A 17,626-nucleotide genomic window follows, 5' to 3' on the forward strand; every position below is an offset into this window, starting at 1 on the left:
AACTTAAAACCTATCGGTTGGTGTCTCACCAACCGATAATAAGTAAAATAGAAACATGGTCGGTGGATACACCAACCATTAATTGCAAATAAAGTGGAGAATACAATTAATTTAAAAGGAATAACCTGGAACCACAGTCGTGGGCTTTTGCCGATGGTGGCTACGGCGCAGCGATTTTCAGAATTACACCCAAATGTAAACATCAGCTGGGAAAAAAGAAGTTTACAGCAATTTGCTGATTTTTCAATCCAGGAATTGGCAGAACGATTTGATCTGTTGGTAATCGATCATCCCTGGGCAGGTTTTGCTGCCAAAACAAAATCAATTGTGCCTTTGAATCTTTACCTTTCTCCGGAATATTTAAAAGGCCAGGAAGAAAATTCTGTTGGACAATCTTACGAAAGTTACTTCTATGAGGGTCATTTATGGGCCTTACCAATAGATGCGGCAACTCCTGTAGCTGCTTCAAGACCTGATTTGCTTGCTGAAAAAGGACTACAACTACCTCAATCTTTTGATGATTTATTGGCACTTGCCGATAAAGGTTTAGTTGCCTTTGCAGGTATTCCGATTGATGTATTAATGAATTTTTATACACTTTGCTGTTCTTTAGGTGAAGATCCCTGCCAAAATGATGAGGAAGTGGTTTCCACTGAAACAGGTATTAAGGTTTTGAAAATGTACCGGGAATTGGCTTCAAAAATGGATAAAGCCAATTTCAACAGAAACCCCATTCAGGTGTATGAAGCGATGACTTTAAACGACGAAATTGCATATTGCCCTTTCGCTTATGGCTATTCAAACTACTCGCGTAACGGTTATGCACGCAAAACCTTGCATTTTCACGATATGATTTCTTTAGATGGCAAAACCAATCTGAGAAGCACATTAGGCGGAACTGGTTTAGCCATTTCTGCTAAATGCGAAGCATTGGAGATGGCTGCCAAATATGTAGCATTTGTGGGTTCACCAGCTTGTCAATCCACCTTGTTTTTTGAAAGCGGTGGTCAACCGGGGCATTTAGCGGCCTGGAAAAACGAAGAAGTAAACCGTCAGAGTCAGCATTATTTTCGGAATACTTTACCTGCCTTACAAAGAGCTTTTCTCCGCCCACGTTACCATGGTTCAATGTATTTTCAAGACCATGCAGGAGATGTGGTGCGTGATTATTTAATGAACGGTGGAGATGAAATACAGGTTTTAACAGCGATGAATGAATTATATCAAAAATCTAAAAGTTTAGTATTATCATGAACAAGCCGTTAGAAGGACTTTTGATTTTAGAGTTTTGCCAGTTTCTGGCAGGTCCGTCGGCTGGTTTAAAACTGGCCGATTTAGGCGCACGTGTAATCAAAATTGAACGTCCAAAAACCGGCGACGCTTGCAGGCAACTATCCATTAAAAATCTTTTTATAGATGAAGATAGTTTACTTTTTCATACGATAAACCGAAATAAAGAGAGTTATGCTGCAGATTTAAAGAATCCTGAAGATTTAGAAAGATTAAAAAAATTAATCAGCAAGGCCGATGTGATGACGCATAATTTCCGTCCTGGTGTGATGGAGAAAATTGGCCTGGATTATGAAACAGTTCGAAAGGTGAACCCTAAAATTGTTTATGGTATGGTAACCGGTTATGGCAATGAAGGACCTTGGAAGAATAAACCAGGTCAGGATTTATTGGTTCAATCCGTTTCAGGTCTTGCTTTTTTATCAGGAGTTGACGTAGACGGACCAGTGCCTTTCGGACTTTCTGTTTCTGATATCATGTGCGGAAACCATTTGGCGCAAGGTATTATGGGCGCTTTAATCAAAAGGGCAAAAACCAATAAAAGTGTGTTGGTTGAGGTGAGTTTGTTGGAATCCATTTTAGATGTACAATTTGAAGTATTAACCACTTACCTGAACGATGGCGGGAAATTACCCGATAGAAGCGGAGCAAAAGGAAGCGCGCATGCTTATTTAAGCGCTCCTTATGGCATGTACGAAACTTCCGATGGTTATATTGCAATGGCAATGGGTAATCTTCCAAATATCTGTGCAATCATTAATTGCGATATTACTGATCTATATATAGAAGCAGGATCGGCTTTCGAAAACCGCGATAAGTTAATTGTTCGCTTAGCTGCAACGTTTAAAAAGGAAAATACAAAACATTGGGTTGATCTTTTGGAAAGTCATGGTATCTGGTGCGCAGAAGTACTGAGTTATCAAACTGCTACAGCCATGAATACTTATAAAAGTTTACAGATTGAGCAGGAGTTAGATTTAGCTGATGGCAAAAAAATAAAGACAACCGTGAGCCCGATCCGCTTGGATAACGAAAAATTATTTGCTAGTAAAGCCGCACCAAAACTTGGAGGAAATACGGCAGAGATTAATAAAGAGTTTGAATTAAAATAAAAAACTTAGTCGTCATTCCCGCGCAGGCGGGAATCTTAAGGCTTATTGCATTACGATTCCCAATCGAGTTGGGAATGACGACCGATAAAAGATTGCTTCGTGCTTCACAATGACGTAGTGCGAAATTTAAAAAATAAAATTATGCTACCGCTTGAAGATTATTTAGTTATCGATTTCAGCCAGTTTCTTTCTGGACCATCGGCAGGTTTGCGCCTCGCCGATATGGGTGCGCGCGTAATCAAAATTGAACGTTTGGGTATTGGCGATATCTGCCGCACACTTTATACTTCGAACCTGATTATGAATGGCGAATCATCAGTTTTTCATGCCATCAACAGAAACAAAGAAAGCTTTGAAGTTGATTTAAAAAGCGAAGAAGATTGCGAAATGGTTCGCGAACTGCTAAAAAAAGCAGATGTAATGATTCATAACTTCCGTCCAGGTGTGATGGAACGCTTAGGTTTCGATTATCAATCGGTTATCGCTTTAAATCCTGCAATTATTTATGGTGAAATATCAGGTTATGGAACCGCTACCGAATGGAAAAATAAGCCAGGTCAGGATTTACTTTTACAATCGGTTACCGGCCTAACTTCTTTAACAGGAAATGCCGATAGCGGTCCTGTTGCCATGGGGTTATCTATTGTAGACATGCTGGCTGGCGCGCATTTAGCACAAGGACTTTTAGCTTGTTTATATCGAAAAGCCATAAAAAATGAAGGCGGATTGGTACAAGTAAGCATGATGGAATCGGCTTACGATTTTCAGTTCGAAACCATTAGCACCTTTATGAATGATGGTGGATGCTTACCCGAACGCTCAAAAAAGAACAATGCAAACGCATATTTAGGTGCTCCTTATGGGATTTATCAAACAGAAAACGGATATTTAGCCCTGGCAATGGGTTCAATTCCACAGTTAGGCAATTTGCTCGGATGCGAGCAGCTGGAAGATTACGTTGAAGTGAGCGAAGCGTTTGATAAACGGGATGAGATTAAAACTATTTTAGCCAATCATCTTCTATCGGCCACCACCGAAAGGTGGCTTTCCATACTGGAACCGGCAGATATCTGGTGTGCCGATGTTTTAAACTGGAATGCGCTAATGGCGCACGACGGGTTTAAGGTGTTGAACATGATTCAGGAAGTGGAAATGATCGATGGTTACAAATATGAAACCACCAGATGCCCGATCCGGATTGATGGTGAGTTGCTTACCTCATCAAAAGGCTCGCCTAAATTAGGACAGGATAATGAGAAAATTATCAAAGAATTTATAACACAGCATACAACTGCAAATGCATAACCAGGTAGAAACTTTCAGAATAGCCGTCCGTAAATTTGCCCCTTTTGAATCTGCCATGCAGAAATTCTGGGATCAATATTGTATAGTTTCGGGTTGCAAACTAAAGTTGGAAATGGTGGTGATGGATTTACACGAGCTTTACGACAGTACCATTACCCAAAAAGGTTTAGCCAAAGGCGATTTCGATATTGCACACATCAGCACCGATTGGATTTTAGAAGGTTATACCAATCATGATTTTGAAGTTTTAAATCCTTACATCAATAAAAATAAACCCGACGATTTTCCGAGAGGGTGGAGCAAGTCGCTGCTAAGTTTACAGCGTTTTGGCTGGGAAGTAGTAGGGCTGCCTTTTCACGATGGGCCTGAATGTTTCATTTACCGCAAAGATCTGTTTGAAAGCGAAACTGAAAAAGCCAACTATTTAGCGCAGTATGGAAAGATTTTAGATGTACCGAAAACCTGGGAAGATTTTCATCAGATTGCCAGGTTCTTTAACCGTCCTCAGGATAATCTTTACGGAAGTATCTTCGCCTGTTATCCTGATGGCCATAATACTGTTTTTGATTTTTGTTTGCAATTGTGGACCAGGGGTGGAAGCCTGGTTGATCAACATGGCCATATCCAGATCAATACCCAAGCGGCAATTGACGGGCTTAATTTCTACCGCACGATAGTGAACGACAAAACCGCTGTTCACCCAAAATCAGCACAATTCGAATCTGTTGCTGCAGGAATTGCGTTTTCGCAAGGTGAAGCTGCAATGATGATCAATTGGTTTGGTTTTGCAGCCATGTGCGAAGTAGATGCAAATTCAAAAGTGAAAGGCAAAATTGATGTTGAACTTTTACCCTCAGCCATTAATGAAAAATCAGCTTCTTTAAATGTTTACTGGCTTTACACCATTGCCAGGGGGAGTAAAAACAAAGATATCGCATACGATTTTCTTCGTTTTGCCCTAAGCAGGGAACAGGATAAACAGCTCACCTTAGAAGGCGGAATTGGTTGTCGGATTTCAACCTGGACAGATGAAGAAATCAATCAAATCATTCCATACTATCATAAACTCGAAGCTTTACATGAAGTAGCCAATATGTTACCACAAAAAACAAATTGGGCTGCAATTGCAGCAATAATCGATCAGATGGTTTTGCAGGCCATAAATACAGATCAATCAACCGAAGAATTGATCCGACTGGCACAAAACCAGATTAACGAAATTGACAAATGAGCATTGATATAAAATATAAACCAGAATTACCACAAAGCAAACAGCCCATCATCATCATTGGTGCAGGTGGCATTGTGGCCGATGCGCATCTTCCGGCCTATAAAATTGCAGGTTTTGAGGTTCACGGCATTGTAAACCGAACCAAAGAAAGGGCGCAGAAACTGGCAGATACTTTCGGCATTCCGAACGTTTACAATTCGGTTGCTGAAGCTGTAAAGCTGGCTCCGGCAAACGCAGTTTATGATCTAACCATCATGCCCGAACAATATATTGAAACGCTAAAACAGTTGCCTGATGGAAGTGCCGTACTGATCCAAAAACCAATGGGTGATGATTTTACACAGGCAAAGGAAATCCTCAATCTGTGCCGGTCGAAAAACTTAAAGGCAGCTATAAACTTTCAGTTGCGCTTTGCACCATTTGTAAGTGCTGCAAGATACCTGATCGATGAAGGATTAATAGGCGAACTGTACGATATGGAGGTTCGGGTGACGATTAAAACGCCCTGGGAGATTTTTCCTCATGTAATTATTCATCCGCGTTTAGAAATTCAGTACCACAGCATTCATTATGTAGATTTAATCCGTTCGTTTTTGGGTAATCCGGAAAGTATTTTGGCTAAAACATTAAAACATCCGGCTAAAAGTTTGTCATCATCCCGTTCTACCATTTTATTCGATTATGGAGATACCATGCATGCGGTGATTAACACCAATCATGATCACGATTTCGGTCCAAACCACCAGGAAAGTTATATTAAATGGGAGGGAACCAAAGGTGCGATTGTAGCGAAGATTGGTTTATTGATGGATTATCCGCATGGTGTACCTGATGTTTTTGAATATTGCATTGTAGAAGAGGGGAAATCATCAGAATGGCAAACTGTAAAACTGGAAGGCTCCTGGTTTCCAGAGGCTTTTATCGGCACGATGGCCAATTTAATGCGGTATAATGAAGGTTCAAGCGATGTTTTAAATACTAGTGTCGAGGATGTGATTCAAACCATGGCTGTGGTAGAAAGCGCGTATAAATCGAGTGATATTGGAGGCGTTAAAGTGAAGGAGCAATTAAATAAATAAGAATATCGTCCTCGTTTATAACGAGGATGTACGAGAAAAGCGATTGTATCGCTTAAATAAGCAAATTATGTATTTCAAATAAACAAATTTTAAGATTACCGAAGAAATTTGTTTTGCGAGAAAGATTGCTTCGTTTCGATGAAAACTCGCAATGACGGAATTATAAAATTAAATCGTCTTCGTTTATAACGAGGATGTACGAGAAAAGCGATTATATCGCTTACAAAAGCAAAATTATGCATTTCATATAAACAAATTTTTAAGATTACCAAAGCAATCTATTTTGCGAGAAAGATTGCTTCGTTTCGATGAAAAATCGAAAACTCGCAATGACGGAATTATAAATTAAATCGTCTTCGTTTATAACGAGGACGTACGAGAAAAGCGATTATATCGCCTAGATAAGCAAATTATGTATACAAAATAAACAAATTTTAAGATTACCGAAGAAATCTATTTTGCGAGAAAGATTGCTTCGTTTCGATGAAAAATCGAAAACTCGCAATGACGGAATTATAAAATTAAATCGTCCTCGTTTGTAACGAGGATGTATGAGAAAAGCGATTGTATCGCTTATAAGAAACTAAAACTATGTATTTCAAATCAACATTTTTTGAAGATTATCAATTACAGGATAAACGTGTTACGCTAGGTCGCACAATAACAGAAACTGATTTTGTCGTTCACGCAGGTCATACCGGCGATTTCTTCCCTCACCACATGGATGCAGAATGGTGTGCTACACAACCGTTCAAACAAAGAATCGCACATGGAACCATGATTTTTAGCATTGGGATCGGTTTAACCGCATCAGAAATTAATCCGGAGGCCATGAGTAAAGGATACGACAAACTGCGCTTTGTAAAACCTGTTTTTATTGGAGATACCATTCACTCCGAAATTACCATTTCTGAAAAAGGAGACAGCAAAAGACCGGAATATGGTACTATAACCGAACACGTAGAAATCATTAACCAACACGGAGAAGTGGTATTAGTCTGCGATCATCTCTTAGTCGTGAAAAAGGTCCATTAGTTCAACGGTCAATAGTTCATTCGTCTGGGTGCCTATAGCGACAGTTTACCAGACATGATTACAACACCAATGAACCAATGACTAATGAACCAATCAACTATTAAGCTAACCAACTATAGAACTAAACCAATGAACCAATGACTAATGAACCAATAACCACACAACCAGAAATTGTAACCGACGGCGATCCCTCATCAGGAAAGAAGTATCTATTACCATTTATACTCGTAATCAGCTTGTTTTTCCTTTGGGGAATGGCGCATAACCTCGATTCGATTCTGATTCCCCATTTAAAAAAAGCCTGTAATTTAAATAATAAACAATCAACGTTGATTGATACCTCTGTTTTCTTCGCTTATTTTTTAATGGCTATTCCAGCCGGAATGATTTTGAAAAAATGGGGATATAAAGCAACCATGATCTCGGGTTTACTTGCTTTTGCTTTTGGTGCATTTTTATTTGTACCAGCTGCCAACAACCTGTCCTACATCACATTTTTGATCGCACTTTTCATCATTGGTTGCGGTTTAACCATGCTCGAAACTTCAGCAAATCCTTACGCTGCCGTATTGGGCGATCCTGCAAAAGCAACAAGCAGATTAAATCTGGCTGCATCTTTCAACGGATTGGCTGCAATGGTTGCACCAATGATTGGCGGATTGTTTATCCTGTCGGGTAAATCGCACACAAAAGAAGAGCTGGCTGCGATGACTGAAGTTAGCCGAAATAACTACTTCCTTGAAGAGGCCGCGTCGGTGAAAACACCTTATATTACGCTTGGAATAGTGTTATTAGTTATAGCCGCAATATTCTACTTTATTCATCTTCCGGAAATTAAAACGAAAAGCATTGATGGTGAAGCAAAGGGAAGCTTTTTCGGTTCACTACGACACAAACATTTAAAGTGGGCAGTTGTTGCTCAGTTCTTTTATGTTGGCGCGCAGGTTTGCGTAACCAGTTTTTTTATTAGAATGGCCCAGCAAGGCGGCGGGTTTGACGAGAAAACAGCTGCATCTTATCTGGCAATTTATGGGTTATTATTTACTGTTGGCCGCTTTGCAGGAACCGCGATTCTTCAGTTTGTGTCATCGAATAAGCTGCTCGCTATCTATGCGGTAATCTCTATTTTATTGTGTTTGGTAGCCATATTAGGCAAAGGATCTTACGTGGTTTATGCGCTGGGTGCAATAGGCTTTTTTATGTCGATTATGTTCCCAACCATTTTTGCGTTAGGAATAGAGGGAATCGGCGACGACACCAAGCCAGGGTCATCATGGTTGATTATGTCGATTGTGGGCGGAGCCATTTTACCATTTGGAATGGGAAGTTTAATCGATATGTATGGCGATAATATTCAGATCGGTTACAGCATTCCATTGGTGTGTTTTGTGGTTATTCTTTATTTCGGCTTAAGAGGGTATAAAATCGCACACAAATAATATAAGTTGGTCATTACGTTAGTAAAATAAAGTCTATCTATATTTTTAGTAAAAGTATTTCTGTTGAAGAGAAAGATTGCTTCGGGTAGTAAAAACACCCCTGGGCATGACCATAAATTTTTAAAAAATGAAATTGAGGTTTAGTAAAATTCTGGTATCTGTGCTGTTGTCAAGCTTTTTCCTGGCGTTAAATGCTGATGCGCAACAGAATGAAAATGCTAAATCCTGGGTATTTTGGTATTGGGTTAAAGGAGCGGTATCCAGAGCAGGTATCACTGCCGACCTTGAAGCGATGAAATCAAATGGCATAGCAGGTGCTTATTTAATGAGTATCCAGGGGCCAGATAAAACACCGGTTTACTCGCTACCTGCAGTTCAGTTAACACAAGAATGGTGGAAAATGGTTGAATTTGCCATGAGCGAGGCAAAACGTTTAGGTTTGAAATTAGGCATGCATGTGAGCGATGGTTTCGCATTAGCTGGTGGACCGTGGATTACACCAGAACTTTCCATGAAAAGAGTGGTGTGGTCTAAGATAAACATCAGTAATTCAAATAGTAAAATCACTTTACCTCAACCAGAATCAAAAGAAAATTATTATAAGGATATAGCAGTTTATGCATATCCGTCTCCCGTTGGTGAAAACCTCTCTACGACAACTGTTATTCCAAAAATTACTACAAGCAATGGAGCTGATGCCACGGGCCTCATTCAGCCACAGAATAAGAAAAACTTTGGTTCAAATGAGCCATGTTATATTCAATATGAATTTGCAAAGCCCTTTACCTGCAGAACCATAAGCATTAAAGTCAGCGGAAATAATTATCAGGCGCAACGTTTGGCTCTCGAGGTAAGTGATGATGGGAAAAATTTCCGATCCATAGGTAGGTTGGAAGCCCCACGACATGGCTGGCAGGATACTGATGAAGATGTTACCCATTCCATTGTACCTACCACCGCCAAATTATTCAGGTTTATTTATGATAAAAAGGAATCTGAACCAGGTTCAGAAGATCTGGATGCGGCCAAATGGAAGCCATCGTTAAAACTGGTCAATCTGGAGTTATCATCAGAAGCAAAGATCAATCAGTTTGAAGGTAAAAACGGTTCTGTTTGGCGGGTGAGTAAAAGAAGTATCGACGCTGAAATTGCTAAGAATTTATGTGTGCCGTTGAATAAAATTATTAATCTTTCAGATAAATTAAATAAGGACGGAACTTTAAATTGGAAAGCGCAGAAAGGCAATTGGACAATCTTAAGAATTGGCCATACTTCAACAGGACATACCAATGCAACTGGTGGCGGTGGAAAAGGATTGGAATGTGATAAATTTAATCCGGAAGCCGTAAAATTACAGTTCAAGAATTGGTATGGGGAGGCATTAAAGCATGGCGGACCAGAAATCGCTAAAAAAGTTTTAAGCGTTTTTCATGTAGACAGCTGGGAATGCGGCAGTCAGAATTGGTCACCGGTATTTAAAGCCGAGTTTTTAAAGCGTAGGGGCTACGATTTAACGCCTTATTTACCCATCATGACCGGATTACCTGTAGAGAATGTATTCGTGTCCGAAAATTTCCTTTACGATGTTCGAAAAACGATCTCAGAATTGGTTGTAGACCAGTTTTATAAAACGCTTGCCAAGTTGGCAAAAGAGAAAGGTGTAACCTTTACTGCCGAAAGTATTGCACCAACGATGATGAGTGATGGTTTAATGCATTACAAAACTGTCGATATCCCAATGGGCGAATTTTGGTTAAATAGCCCCACGCATGACAAACCAAATGATATGTTGGATGCCATTTCTGGCGCACATATTTATGGGAAAAACATTATCCAGGCAGAGGCTTTTACAACAGTCAGAATGGACTGGAATGAAAACCCGGCAAATATGAAAACGCTACAGGATCGTAATTATGCCTTAGGGATCAATAAATTGGTATATCATGTTTTTACACACAACCCCTGGACTGGTCGCAAACCAGGAATGACTTTAGATGGGGTTGGCCTATATTTCCAACGTGACCAAACCTGGTGGAAAGCGGGAAAAGCATGGATAGAATATGCAGAACGTACTCAAAATTTACTTCAGCAGGGTAAACCAATTGTCGATATTGCCGTTTTTACGGGTGAGGAATTGCCACGCCGTTCCGTATTACCTGATCGTTTGGTTGAAACCTTACCCGGCATTTTTGGCGTAGATGTAGTAGAAGCAGAGCAGAAACGACTTGCCAATATTGGTGAACCTTTAAGGCAAATTCCTTCCGGTGTAACCCATTCTGCAAACATGGCCGGTCCGGAAAATTGGGTAAATCCTTTACGTGGCTACGCTTATGATAGTTTTAATCCAGACGTATTAAATACCGCAACAGTAAAAGATGGTAATGTGGTTTTCGAAAGCGGTGCCTCATATAAAATTTTGATAATACCAGGCAACATGAAAATGAATCCGAATTATCAGTATATGAGTTATCGCACTGTTAAAAAACTGCTGGAATTGATTAAAGCTGGTGCTAAAGTAATTATTGGAGATAAGCCATTGTATCAATCTGAAATTAAGCAAGTTAAAAAAACTATTTTTGATAATATTGTAGAAGAGATTTGGGAGGGAAATTTTGAGTCTTATAAAAATAATGGTCGACCAGTTTATAAGAAAGATTTAGGTTTAGGTCAGGTTTTTAAAGCACCGTTCTACGGAGAAACTTTTGATGCCTTAGGTTTAGGAAGAGATTTAGAGGTAAGCGACTTAACAGATGACAAGGCTAAGGGAAATTATGCAAAGGGTATAGGTTATGCACATAGAATTGATGGAGAAAAGGAGATTTATTTTATCACTAATCAGGAAAATAGAAAAAGAGAACTTTTTTTAACTTTAAGAAGGGGTAAAAAATCTGTACAGACTTATGATGCAGTAAGCAATACCTGGGTTAAACCCGATAAACTCAACGACACTATTGCCGGAACAAGATTAAATTTAACCATGTATGCAAATCAATCAATCTTTGTGGTTTTAGATACGCCAGGTGTTTATTTACCCAATTCGCAAAGCGCAGAGAAGCAACTAAGGGATGCGAAAGCAAAAGAGGTCAAAAAAACTGATATTGATATCTCCAAAAACTGGCAGGCAAAATTCGATACGGCATATGCGGGCCCATCAAAACCTGTCATTTTTAATGAATTAACCGATTGGACATTAAATACAGATAGTTTGGTTAAATATTATTCGGGAACTGCTGTATATAGCAAAAGCTTCATCTTTAATGGAAATCTTAAAGGTAAAATCTGGCTTGATTTGGGAGCGTTTTCCAGCATTGCAGAAGTTAAAATCAATGGTATAAATTGTGGTACTTTGTGGACTGCTCTGCATCGTTTAGAAATTAGTAAAGCCATCAAAAATGGTAAAAATCAAATTACGATTGAAGTGACCAATACCTGGGCTAATCGTTTAATAGGTGATAGTAAATTGCCTGAAAATAAAAGAATTACCAAAACAACTGCGCCTTTCCGGTTAGAAGGTAAACCTTTAAATCCTGCGGGCTTATTAGGTCCGGTAGTGATACAAGTGGAAGAATAATTGAGCATTAAATATTTCAAATAAATGAAAAAAATAATTGTACTATTTCTTGTTTTGGTTCAAACTGTTGTTTTCGCGCAACAAAAGAAAGCAAAGGATAATTTTAATGTCCAGATCAGGTTAGAAAAAGGTGATTTAAATAAAGATGGTTTAGCTGACAAAACCGTAATAACAATGGATACCATCGATGCATCCGTTCCCTTGAGGTTGCAAATATTTTTTCAACAGCCCAATAAAAAATTTAAATTGGTTTTCTCTTCAACAAGTGTAATTGAACCCCAATACATAAACGGCATACATACTAAGAATTCAATACCATATTTTTTTATTGAAGGAGGGTATTTATTAATGAACTCCGAAAAAAATGATGTCCGATTTGAACATAAATTCATCTATAAAAACGGAAGTTTCCAATTGATTAAAATCTCCAGCGTAGTATATGATGGGCAAAATTCGACAACCGAGACCGTGTTTGATCTTGTGTCTGGAGTGAAAACAGCAACTACAACTCCGTTAGGTTCTACAAAAGAGTCAAATAAGTACACAAATAAAATAATGATAAGGCCATTGCCTACGCTTCAGAATTTAAAATCTTTTGGCAATAAATTATACTGGTAAAATTCAATTAAACAGAAGAACAATGAAAAAGTTACTTCATATTAACAAATATTTTGTCTCTCAGGCTTTACTAATTCAGGTATTTACTGTTGCGATGCTTTTTCTAATAGGAAATTTAAAAGCACAGGATAAAGCTTTGGTGAATACATCAAATTCTCCATATGCCAAATACGTAGTTTCAATATGGCTGATATAGCCTGGACAAAAGGCTTTTGGGCCGATCGTTTTAAAGTAAAAACAGAAACCATGGTGCCGAAATGATGAGTCTGACCGGTAACGTAAAAATAGGAGAGCCAAACAACTGGAAAAATGTGTTGTACAGGCCGATTGAAGATAAAAATACAGCCACTGAAATAAAACTGGTACCATACTTTACCTTGGGAAACCGTGGCCATTCGGAAATGTCGGTTTGGTTGCCTGTGAGTAGATGATATTTATGTTTTACTATATAAGACATGTAAGAAAATATAAGGTTATAGCGATTAATAGTTATAAGGTAATAAACTAAGATGCGCTCAGGTGGCTCAGGTGGTCGATAAATAAGAAACAAAAAATATACTATTGAGCTTATATACAACTTAAATTTCTTATATGGTAACTAAAACTAGGGAGTCTTAAGTGATGAAAAATAATAACAAATGAAACTAAAACTTTTAATTTTCTTAAACCTCGCATGTGGCCTTGTTGCATCAGCCACGGTAAAGCCTGCATCCATCTTTACCGATCACATGGTTTTGCAACAACAAAGCAAAGTGGCCATTTGGGGCTGGGCCAAGCCGTCAACCAGGGTAAAAATCAATACTTCCTGGAATAAACAAAATTATACGGTTACTGCTGATCAGCGTGGTAAATGGAAAGTCAAAGTTTCAACACCATCAGCTGGTGGACCATACGAAATGGAACTCAATGATGGCGAAAAACTCGTTTTAACAGATATCCTGATTGGTGAAGTTTGGTTTTGTGGAGGGCAATCAAACATGGAAATGCCAATGAAAGGTTTCAAAAGCCAGCCTATCATTGGTTCAAATGAGGTAATTTTAAAATCAGCGAATAAAAATATCAGGTTATATACCGTTCCCCGCTCCTCAATCAATGAACGACAAGAAAACAGCAAGCCGTCTGATTGGAAATTAGCTGCGCCAGAAACCGTTTCTAATTTTAGCGCTACAGCCTATTATTTCGGCTCTCTGTTAAGCGAAATGTTAAATGTGCCAATCGGGATTATCAACGACAGTTACGGTGGTTCAACTATTGAGGCCTGGATGTCGCCCCAGGATTTAAAACCGTATACAGAAATCAAGATTCCTTCAAAAGGAGATAGCATAAAAGAAGTGAGCCGCACACCAACCACACTGTACAATGGCATGCTTTATCCGGTAATTGGTTATGGCATAAAAGGGGCGATCTGGTACCAGGGCGAATCTAACTATGAACGACCAGACCGTTACGAAGACCTTTTTCCGGCAATGGTATCCTCGTGGCGTAAAAATTGGGATAATGGCGATTTTCCATTTTTCTATGCTCAAATTGTACCATACAATTACGCGCAGCTCCCGCCATATCATGTTGGTGGAAAATATAATTCAGCCTATTTACGGGATGCACAACGCAAATCTTTAACTAAAATACCGAATTCCGGAATGGCTGTTTTATTGGATATTGGCGAAGAAAAATCAATCCATCCGGCAAATAAGAAACAAGGCGGACAGAGATTGGCTTATCTTGCATTGGCGCAAACCTATGGTATAAAAGGTTTTGGTTTTGCAAGTCCGAATTACGAATCATTAACGGTAGAAAAGAATACAGCTGTAGTCAAATTTCAAAATGTACCGAATGGGTTAACTTCTTTTGGTAAAGAACTATCTTTATTCGAAATTGCAGGTGCCGATCAGAAATTTTATCCGGCAAAAGCGGCCATAAAAGGTAGTAGCATAACGGTTTCAGCTCCTGAAGTTAAAGTACCTGTTGCTGTTCGTTATGCCTTTAAAGATTTTGTAACCGGCGACTTATTTGGAAATGATGGCTTGCCTGTTTCCTCTTTCCGTACCGATAACTGGGATAATTAATAATCGAATAATGATTTTTACCACGAAGACACAAGAAGCACTAAATATTTTGGCTGAGAACTTAAATGCTCTTATTTGTCTGATATGGTCGAAATTCATCAAGCTTCCTGCCTTAGCTGCTCTCAGGTGCCTTAGGTGGTCAAACATATTAGAAACAACAAAATTAACCACAAAGGCACAAAGAATACAAAGTATGTGCACAAGGCGCTTAAGTGTTCTCACATGGCTTATATGGTTGAAATTCATTAATCATGCTACCTTAGCTGTTCTCAGGTGCCTCAGGTGGTCAAACATATTAGAAACTACAAAATTGACCACGAAGGTACAAAGAACACGAAGTATGTGCACCAGGCGCTTAAATGTCCTCACATGTCTTATATGGTTGAAATTTATTAAGCATGTTGGCTTAGCTGCTCTCAGGTGGTCAAACATATTACAAACAATAAAATTAACCACAAAGGCACAAAGAGCACAAAGCATGTGCACCATGCGCTCAAATGTCCTTACATACCTTATATTGTTAAATAACATAAACCTAAAAAAAACAACTCTTTCCTTGGTGTTTGTGTCTTTGTGGTTGATAAGCACAAATGCTTTTTCGCAAGAAAAAGACAATATAATTTGGACCTCACAAAGTAATAATTCATCAGAATCGATGCCCGTAGGAGGTGGTGATATCGGCTTAAACCTTTGGGTAGAAAAAGGTGATGTTTATCTCTACTTATCACGCAGTGGAACATTCGACGAAAATAATACCTTACTCAAACTTGGTCGCGTAAAACTGAGCTTAAGCCCAAATCCATTCGAAGGAAAAACATTCGAACAAGAATTGATTTTAAAAGATGGCTATGCTCAGATTTCAGGCAAAAATGGCAGCTTAAATGCTCAAATTAAGGTCTGGGTTGATGTGTTTAATCCGGTAATCCACCTTGATGTAAAATCAAACCAAAAAATAATTACCCAAGCCAGTTACCAAAGCTGGCGTTTCGAAGACCGCATCACAAAAGGCAAAGAGAACAATCAGAATTCGTATAAGTGGGCACCCCAGGGTATTGTTAAAACATTTAAAGACGAAATAGCTTTTAAAAACAACACCGTTCAATTCTATCATCAAAACAAAGCTGAAACCGTATTCGATGTTACTGTAAAACAACAAGGATTGGAGGACAGGAAAGCTGATCTATTTAACCCTTTAAAAAATCTCATTTTTGGAGGCTCTATGCAAGGCAACAATATGGTGCCTGCTGGAAACTATACCGGAATATACCTAAGTAAACCATTTAAAGCCTGGATGTTGAGAAGTAAAAAACCTTCTGCTTCAAATTACATCACCATTAAGTTAAATACATCAAAAACGGCGTCGATTAGTGAATGGGAGAAAGCTTTAAATGTTGTAAATAACAAAAATAACCAAAAAGCCAGTATAAAATGGTGGAATGCTTACTGGAAAAAAAGTTTCATTTACATCAATGCTAAAGACGAAACCGCAAATCAATCTGCTAGAAATTACCAGTTGTTCAGATATATGTTGGGTTGTAATGCTTTTGGTAAATACCCAACGAAGTTCAATGGCGGACTTTTTACTTTCGACCCCCAATTAACCGACACGACATTAAAATATACACCCGATTTCAGGAACTGGGGTGGTGGAACGCATACCGCTCAAAACCAACGCCTGGTATATTGGCCCATGTTAAAAAGCGGGGATTTTGACCTGATGAAACCTCAGTTCGATTTTTATCTGGATCTGTTGAAAAATGCAGAAATCAGAACAGAAGCCGCCTGGGGACACAAGGGAGCAAGTTTTACCGAGCAATTAGAAAATTTCGGATTACCAAATCCTGCTGAGTATGGCTGGAAACGCCCTGCCGATTTTAATAAGGGTATGGAATACAATGCCTGGTTAGAATACGAGTGGGATACTGTATTGGAGTTTTGTATGATGATTTTGGAAACCGAAAGATATGGCGGCAAAAATATAGAAAAGTACATTCCTTTAATTGAAAGCTCACTTACTTTTTTCAAAGAGCATTATACCTATTTAGCCAAACAACGTGGGGCAAAAGCTTTAGATGCCAATGGTCATTTGGTTTTATACCCGGGGTCTGCAGCTGAAACCTATAAAATGGCTTACAATTCCACTTCTACAATTGCAGCTTTAAAAACGGTTTTGGAGAGATTGATTGAACAACCTTCTTTGTCTGAAACTAATAAAACCGAATGGACAGCGATGCTGAAAACCATTCCGCCAATAAGTTTCAGGACTTTCGATGGACATGCTACCATTTCTCCTGCTAAACTTTGGGAGCGCATCAATAATACCGAAAGTCCGCAGTTGTATCCTGTATATCCATGGGGCACTTATGGAATTGGTAAACCTGGTTTAGACACTGCGATGAACACTTTTAAATATGACACCGACGTGCTGAAATTCAGTAGTCATGTCGGATGGAAACAAGACAATATTTTTGCGGCAAGGCTTGGTTTAACCAATGAGGCTGCGAAGCTAACCACCGCTAAATTAAAAGATTCAGGCAGGAGGTTTCCTGCATTTTGGGGGCCAGGTTTCGATTGGGTGCCTGATCATAATTGGGGAGGATCGGGAATGATCGGTTTACAAGAAATGCTGATGCAAGTTGATGGGAAAAAAATATATTTGTGCCCGGCATGGCCAAAAGATTGGGATGTTCATTTCAAACTTTATGCGCCATATCAAACTACTGTTGAAGGCACTTTAAAAGGTGGAAAATTAATAGATTTGAAAGTATTGCCGGAATTAAGGAAAGCAGATATAATTAATATGATTAACTAATCGGTATCGTCATCCTGAACTTGTTTCAGGATCTAATCAGCACTGAAGACCCTGAAACAAGTTCAGGG

At 38.9% G+C, this 17,626-nt stretch carries 13 protein-coding genes; all 13 read left to right on the top strand.

What is annotated here, in order from left to right; genetic code table 11:
• Positions 1-93: 93 nt before the first annotated feature.
• The 13 genes from BCL90_RS07680 (at position 94) to BCL90_RS07740 (ending at position 17,558) form a co-directional block, all read left to right on the top strand.
• Entirely contained in the window at positions 94-1,254 is a 1,161-nt protein-coding gene (locus tag BCL90_RS07680) for an ABC transporter substrate-binding protein (protein ID WP_121283378.1), read from the top strand.
• Entirely contained in the window at positions 1,251-2,402 is a 1,152-nt protein-coding gene (locus BCL90_RS07685; protein ID WP_121283379.1) for a CaiB/BaiF CoA transferase family protein, read from the top strand. Before BCL90_RS07680 ends, BCL90_RS07685 begins: the two co-directional genes overlap by 4 nt.
• Before the next feature lie 141 nt (positions 2,403-2,543).
• Positions 2,544-3,707, top strand: coding sequence for a CaiB/BaiF CoA transferase family protein (locus BCL90_RS07690; RefSeq protein ID WP_121283380.1), 1,164 nt, complete (start codon positions 2,544-2,546; stop codon positions 3,705-3,707).
• On the top strand, positions 3,700-4,938 hold the full coding sequence (locus BCL90_RS07695) for an extracellular solute-binding protein (protein ID WP_121283381.1): 1,239 nt from the start codon (positions 3,700-3,702) through the stop codon (positions 4,936-4,938). Before BCL90_RS07690 ends, BCL90_RS07695 begins: the two co-directional genes overlap by 8 nt.
• Positions 4,935-6,017 (top strand): Gfo/Idh/MocA family protein, encoded by a 1,083-nt coding sequence (locus BCL90_RS07700; protein WP_121283382.1) that lies wholly within the window; start codon positions 4,935-4,937, stop codon positions 6,015-6,017. The genes BCL90_RS07695 and BCL90_RS07700 overlap by 4 nt, the downstream gene beginning before the upstream one ends.
• 591 nt (positions 6,018-6,608) lie before the next feature.
• On the top strand, positions 6,609-7,052 hold the full coding sequence (locus BCL90_RS07705; RefSeq protein ID WP_121283383.1) for a MaoC/PaaZ C-terminal domain-containing protein: 444 nt from the start codon (positions 6,609-6,611) through the stop codon (positions 7,050-7,052).
• A gap of 137 nt (positions 7,053-7,189) precedes the next feature.
• A complete protein-coding gene (fucP, locus tag BCL90_RS07710; protein ID WP_121283384.1) occupies positions 7,190-8,491 on the top strand; it encodes an L-fucose:H+ symporter permease in 1,302 nt (433 codons plus the stop codon).
• Between the two features lie 127 nt (positions 8,492-8,618).
• Positions 8,619-12,062 carry a glycosyl hydrolase gene (locus BCL90_RS07715; RefSeq protein WP_121283385.1) on the top strand — a complete coding sequence of 1,148 codons (3,444 nt, stop codon included), beginning with the start codon at positions 8,619-8,621 and terminating at the stop codon, positions 12,060-12,062.
• 24 nt (positions 12,063-12,086) lie between these two features.
• Positions 12,087-12,680, top strand: a complete 594-nt coding sequence (locus BCL90_RS07720; protein WP_121283386.1) for a hypothetical protein — start codon at positions 12,087-12,089, stop codon at positions 12,678-12,680.
• A gap of 22 nt (positions 12,681-12,702) precedes the next feature.
• A complete protein-coding gene (locus BCL90_RS25610; RefSeq protein WP_166792195.1) occupies positions 12,703-12,876 on the top strand; it encodes a hypothetical protein in 174 nt (57 codons plus the stop codon).
• A 61-nt stretch (positions 12,877-12,937) separates the two neighbouring features.
• Positions 12,938-13,111 carry a hypothetical protein gene (locus tag BCL90_RS07730; RefSeq protein WP_208529860.1) on the top strand — a complete coding sequence of 58 codons (174 nt, stop codon included), beginning with the start codon at positions 12,938-12,940 and terminating at the stop codon, positions 13,109-13,111.
• 207 nt (positions 13,112-13,318) lie between these two features.
• Positions 13,319-14,746, top strand: a complete 1,428-nt coding sequence (locus tag BCL90_RS07735) for a sialate O-acetylesterase (protein ID WP_121283388.1) — start codon at positions 13,319-13,321, stop codon at positions 14,744-14,746.
• A gap of 487 nt (positions 14,747-15,233) precedes the next feature.
• Positions 15,234-17,558 carry a DUF5703 domain-containing protein gene (locus BCL90_RS07740; RefSeq protein ID WP_394341700.1) on the top strand — a complete coding sequence of 775 codons (2,325 nt, stop codon included), beginning with the start codon at positions 15,234-15,236 and terminating at the stop codon, positions 17,556-17,558.
• The last annotated feature ends 68 nt before the right edge of the window (positions 17,559-17,626 follow it).

The sequence above is a fragment of the Pedobacter alluvionis genome, from assembly GCF_003664035.1.
GTDB lineage: Bacteria > Bacteroidota > Bacteroidia > Sphingobacteriales > Sphingobacteriaceae > Pedobacter > Pedobacter alluvionis.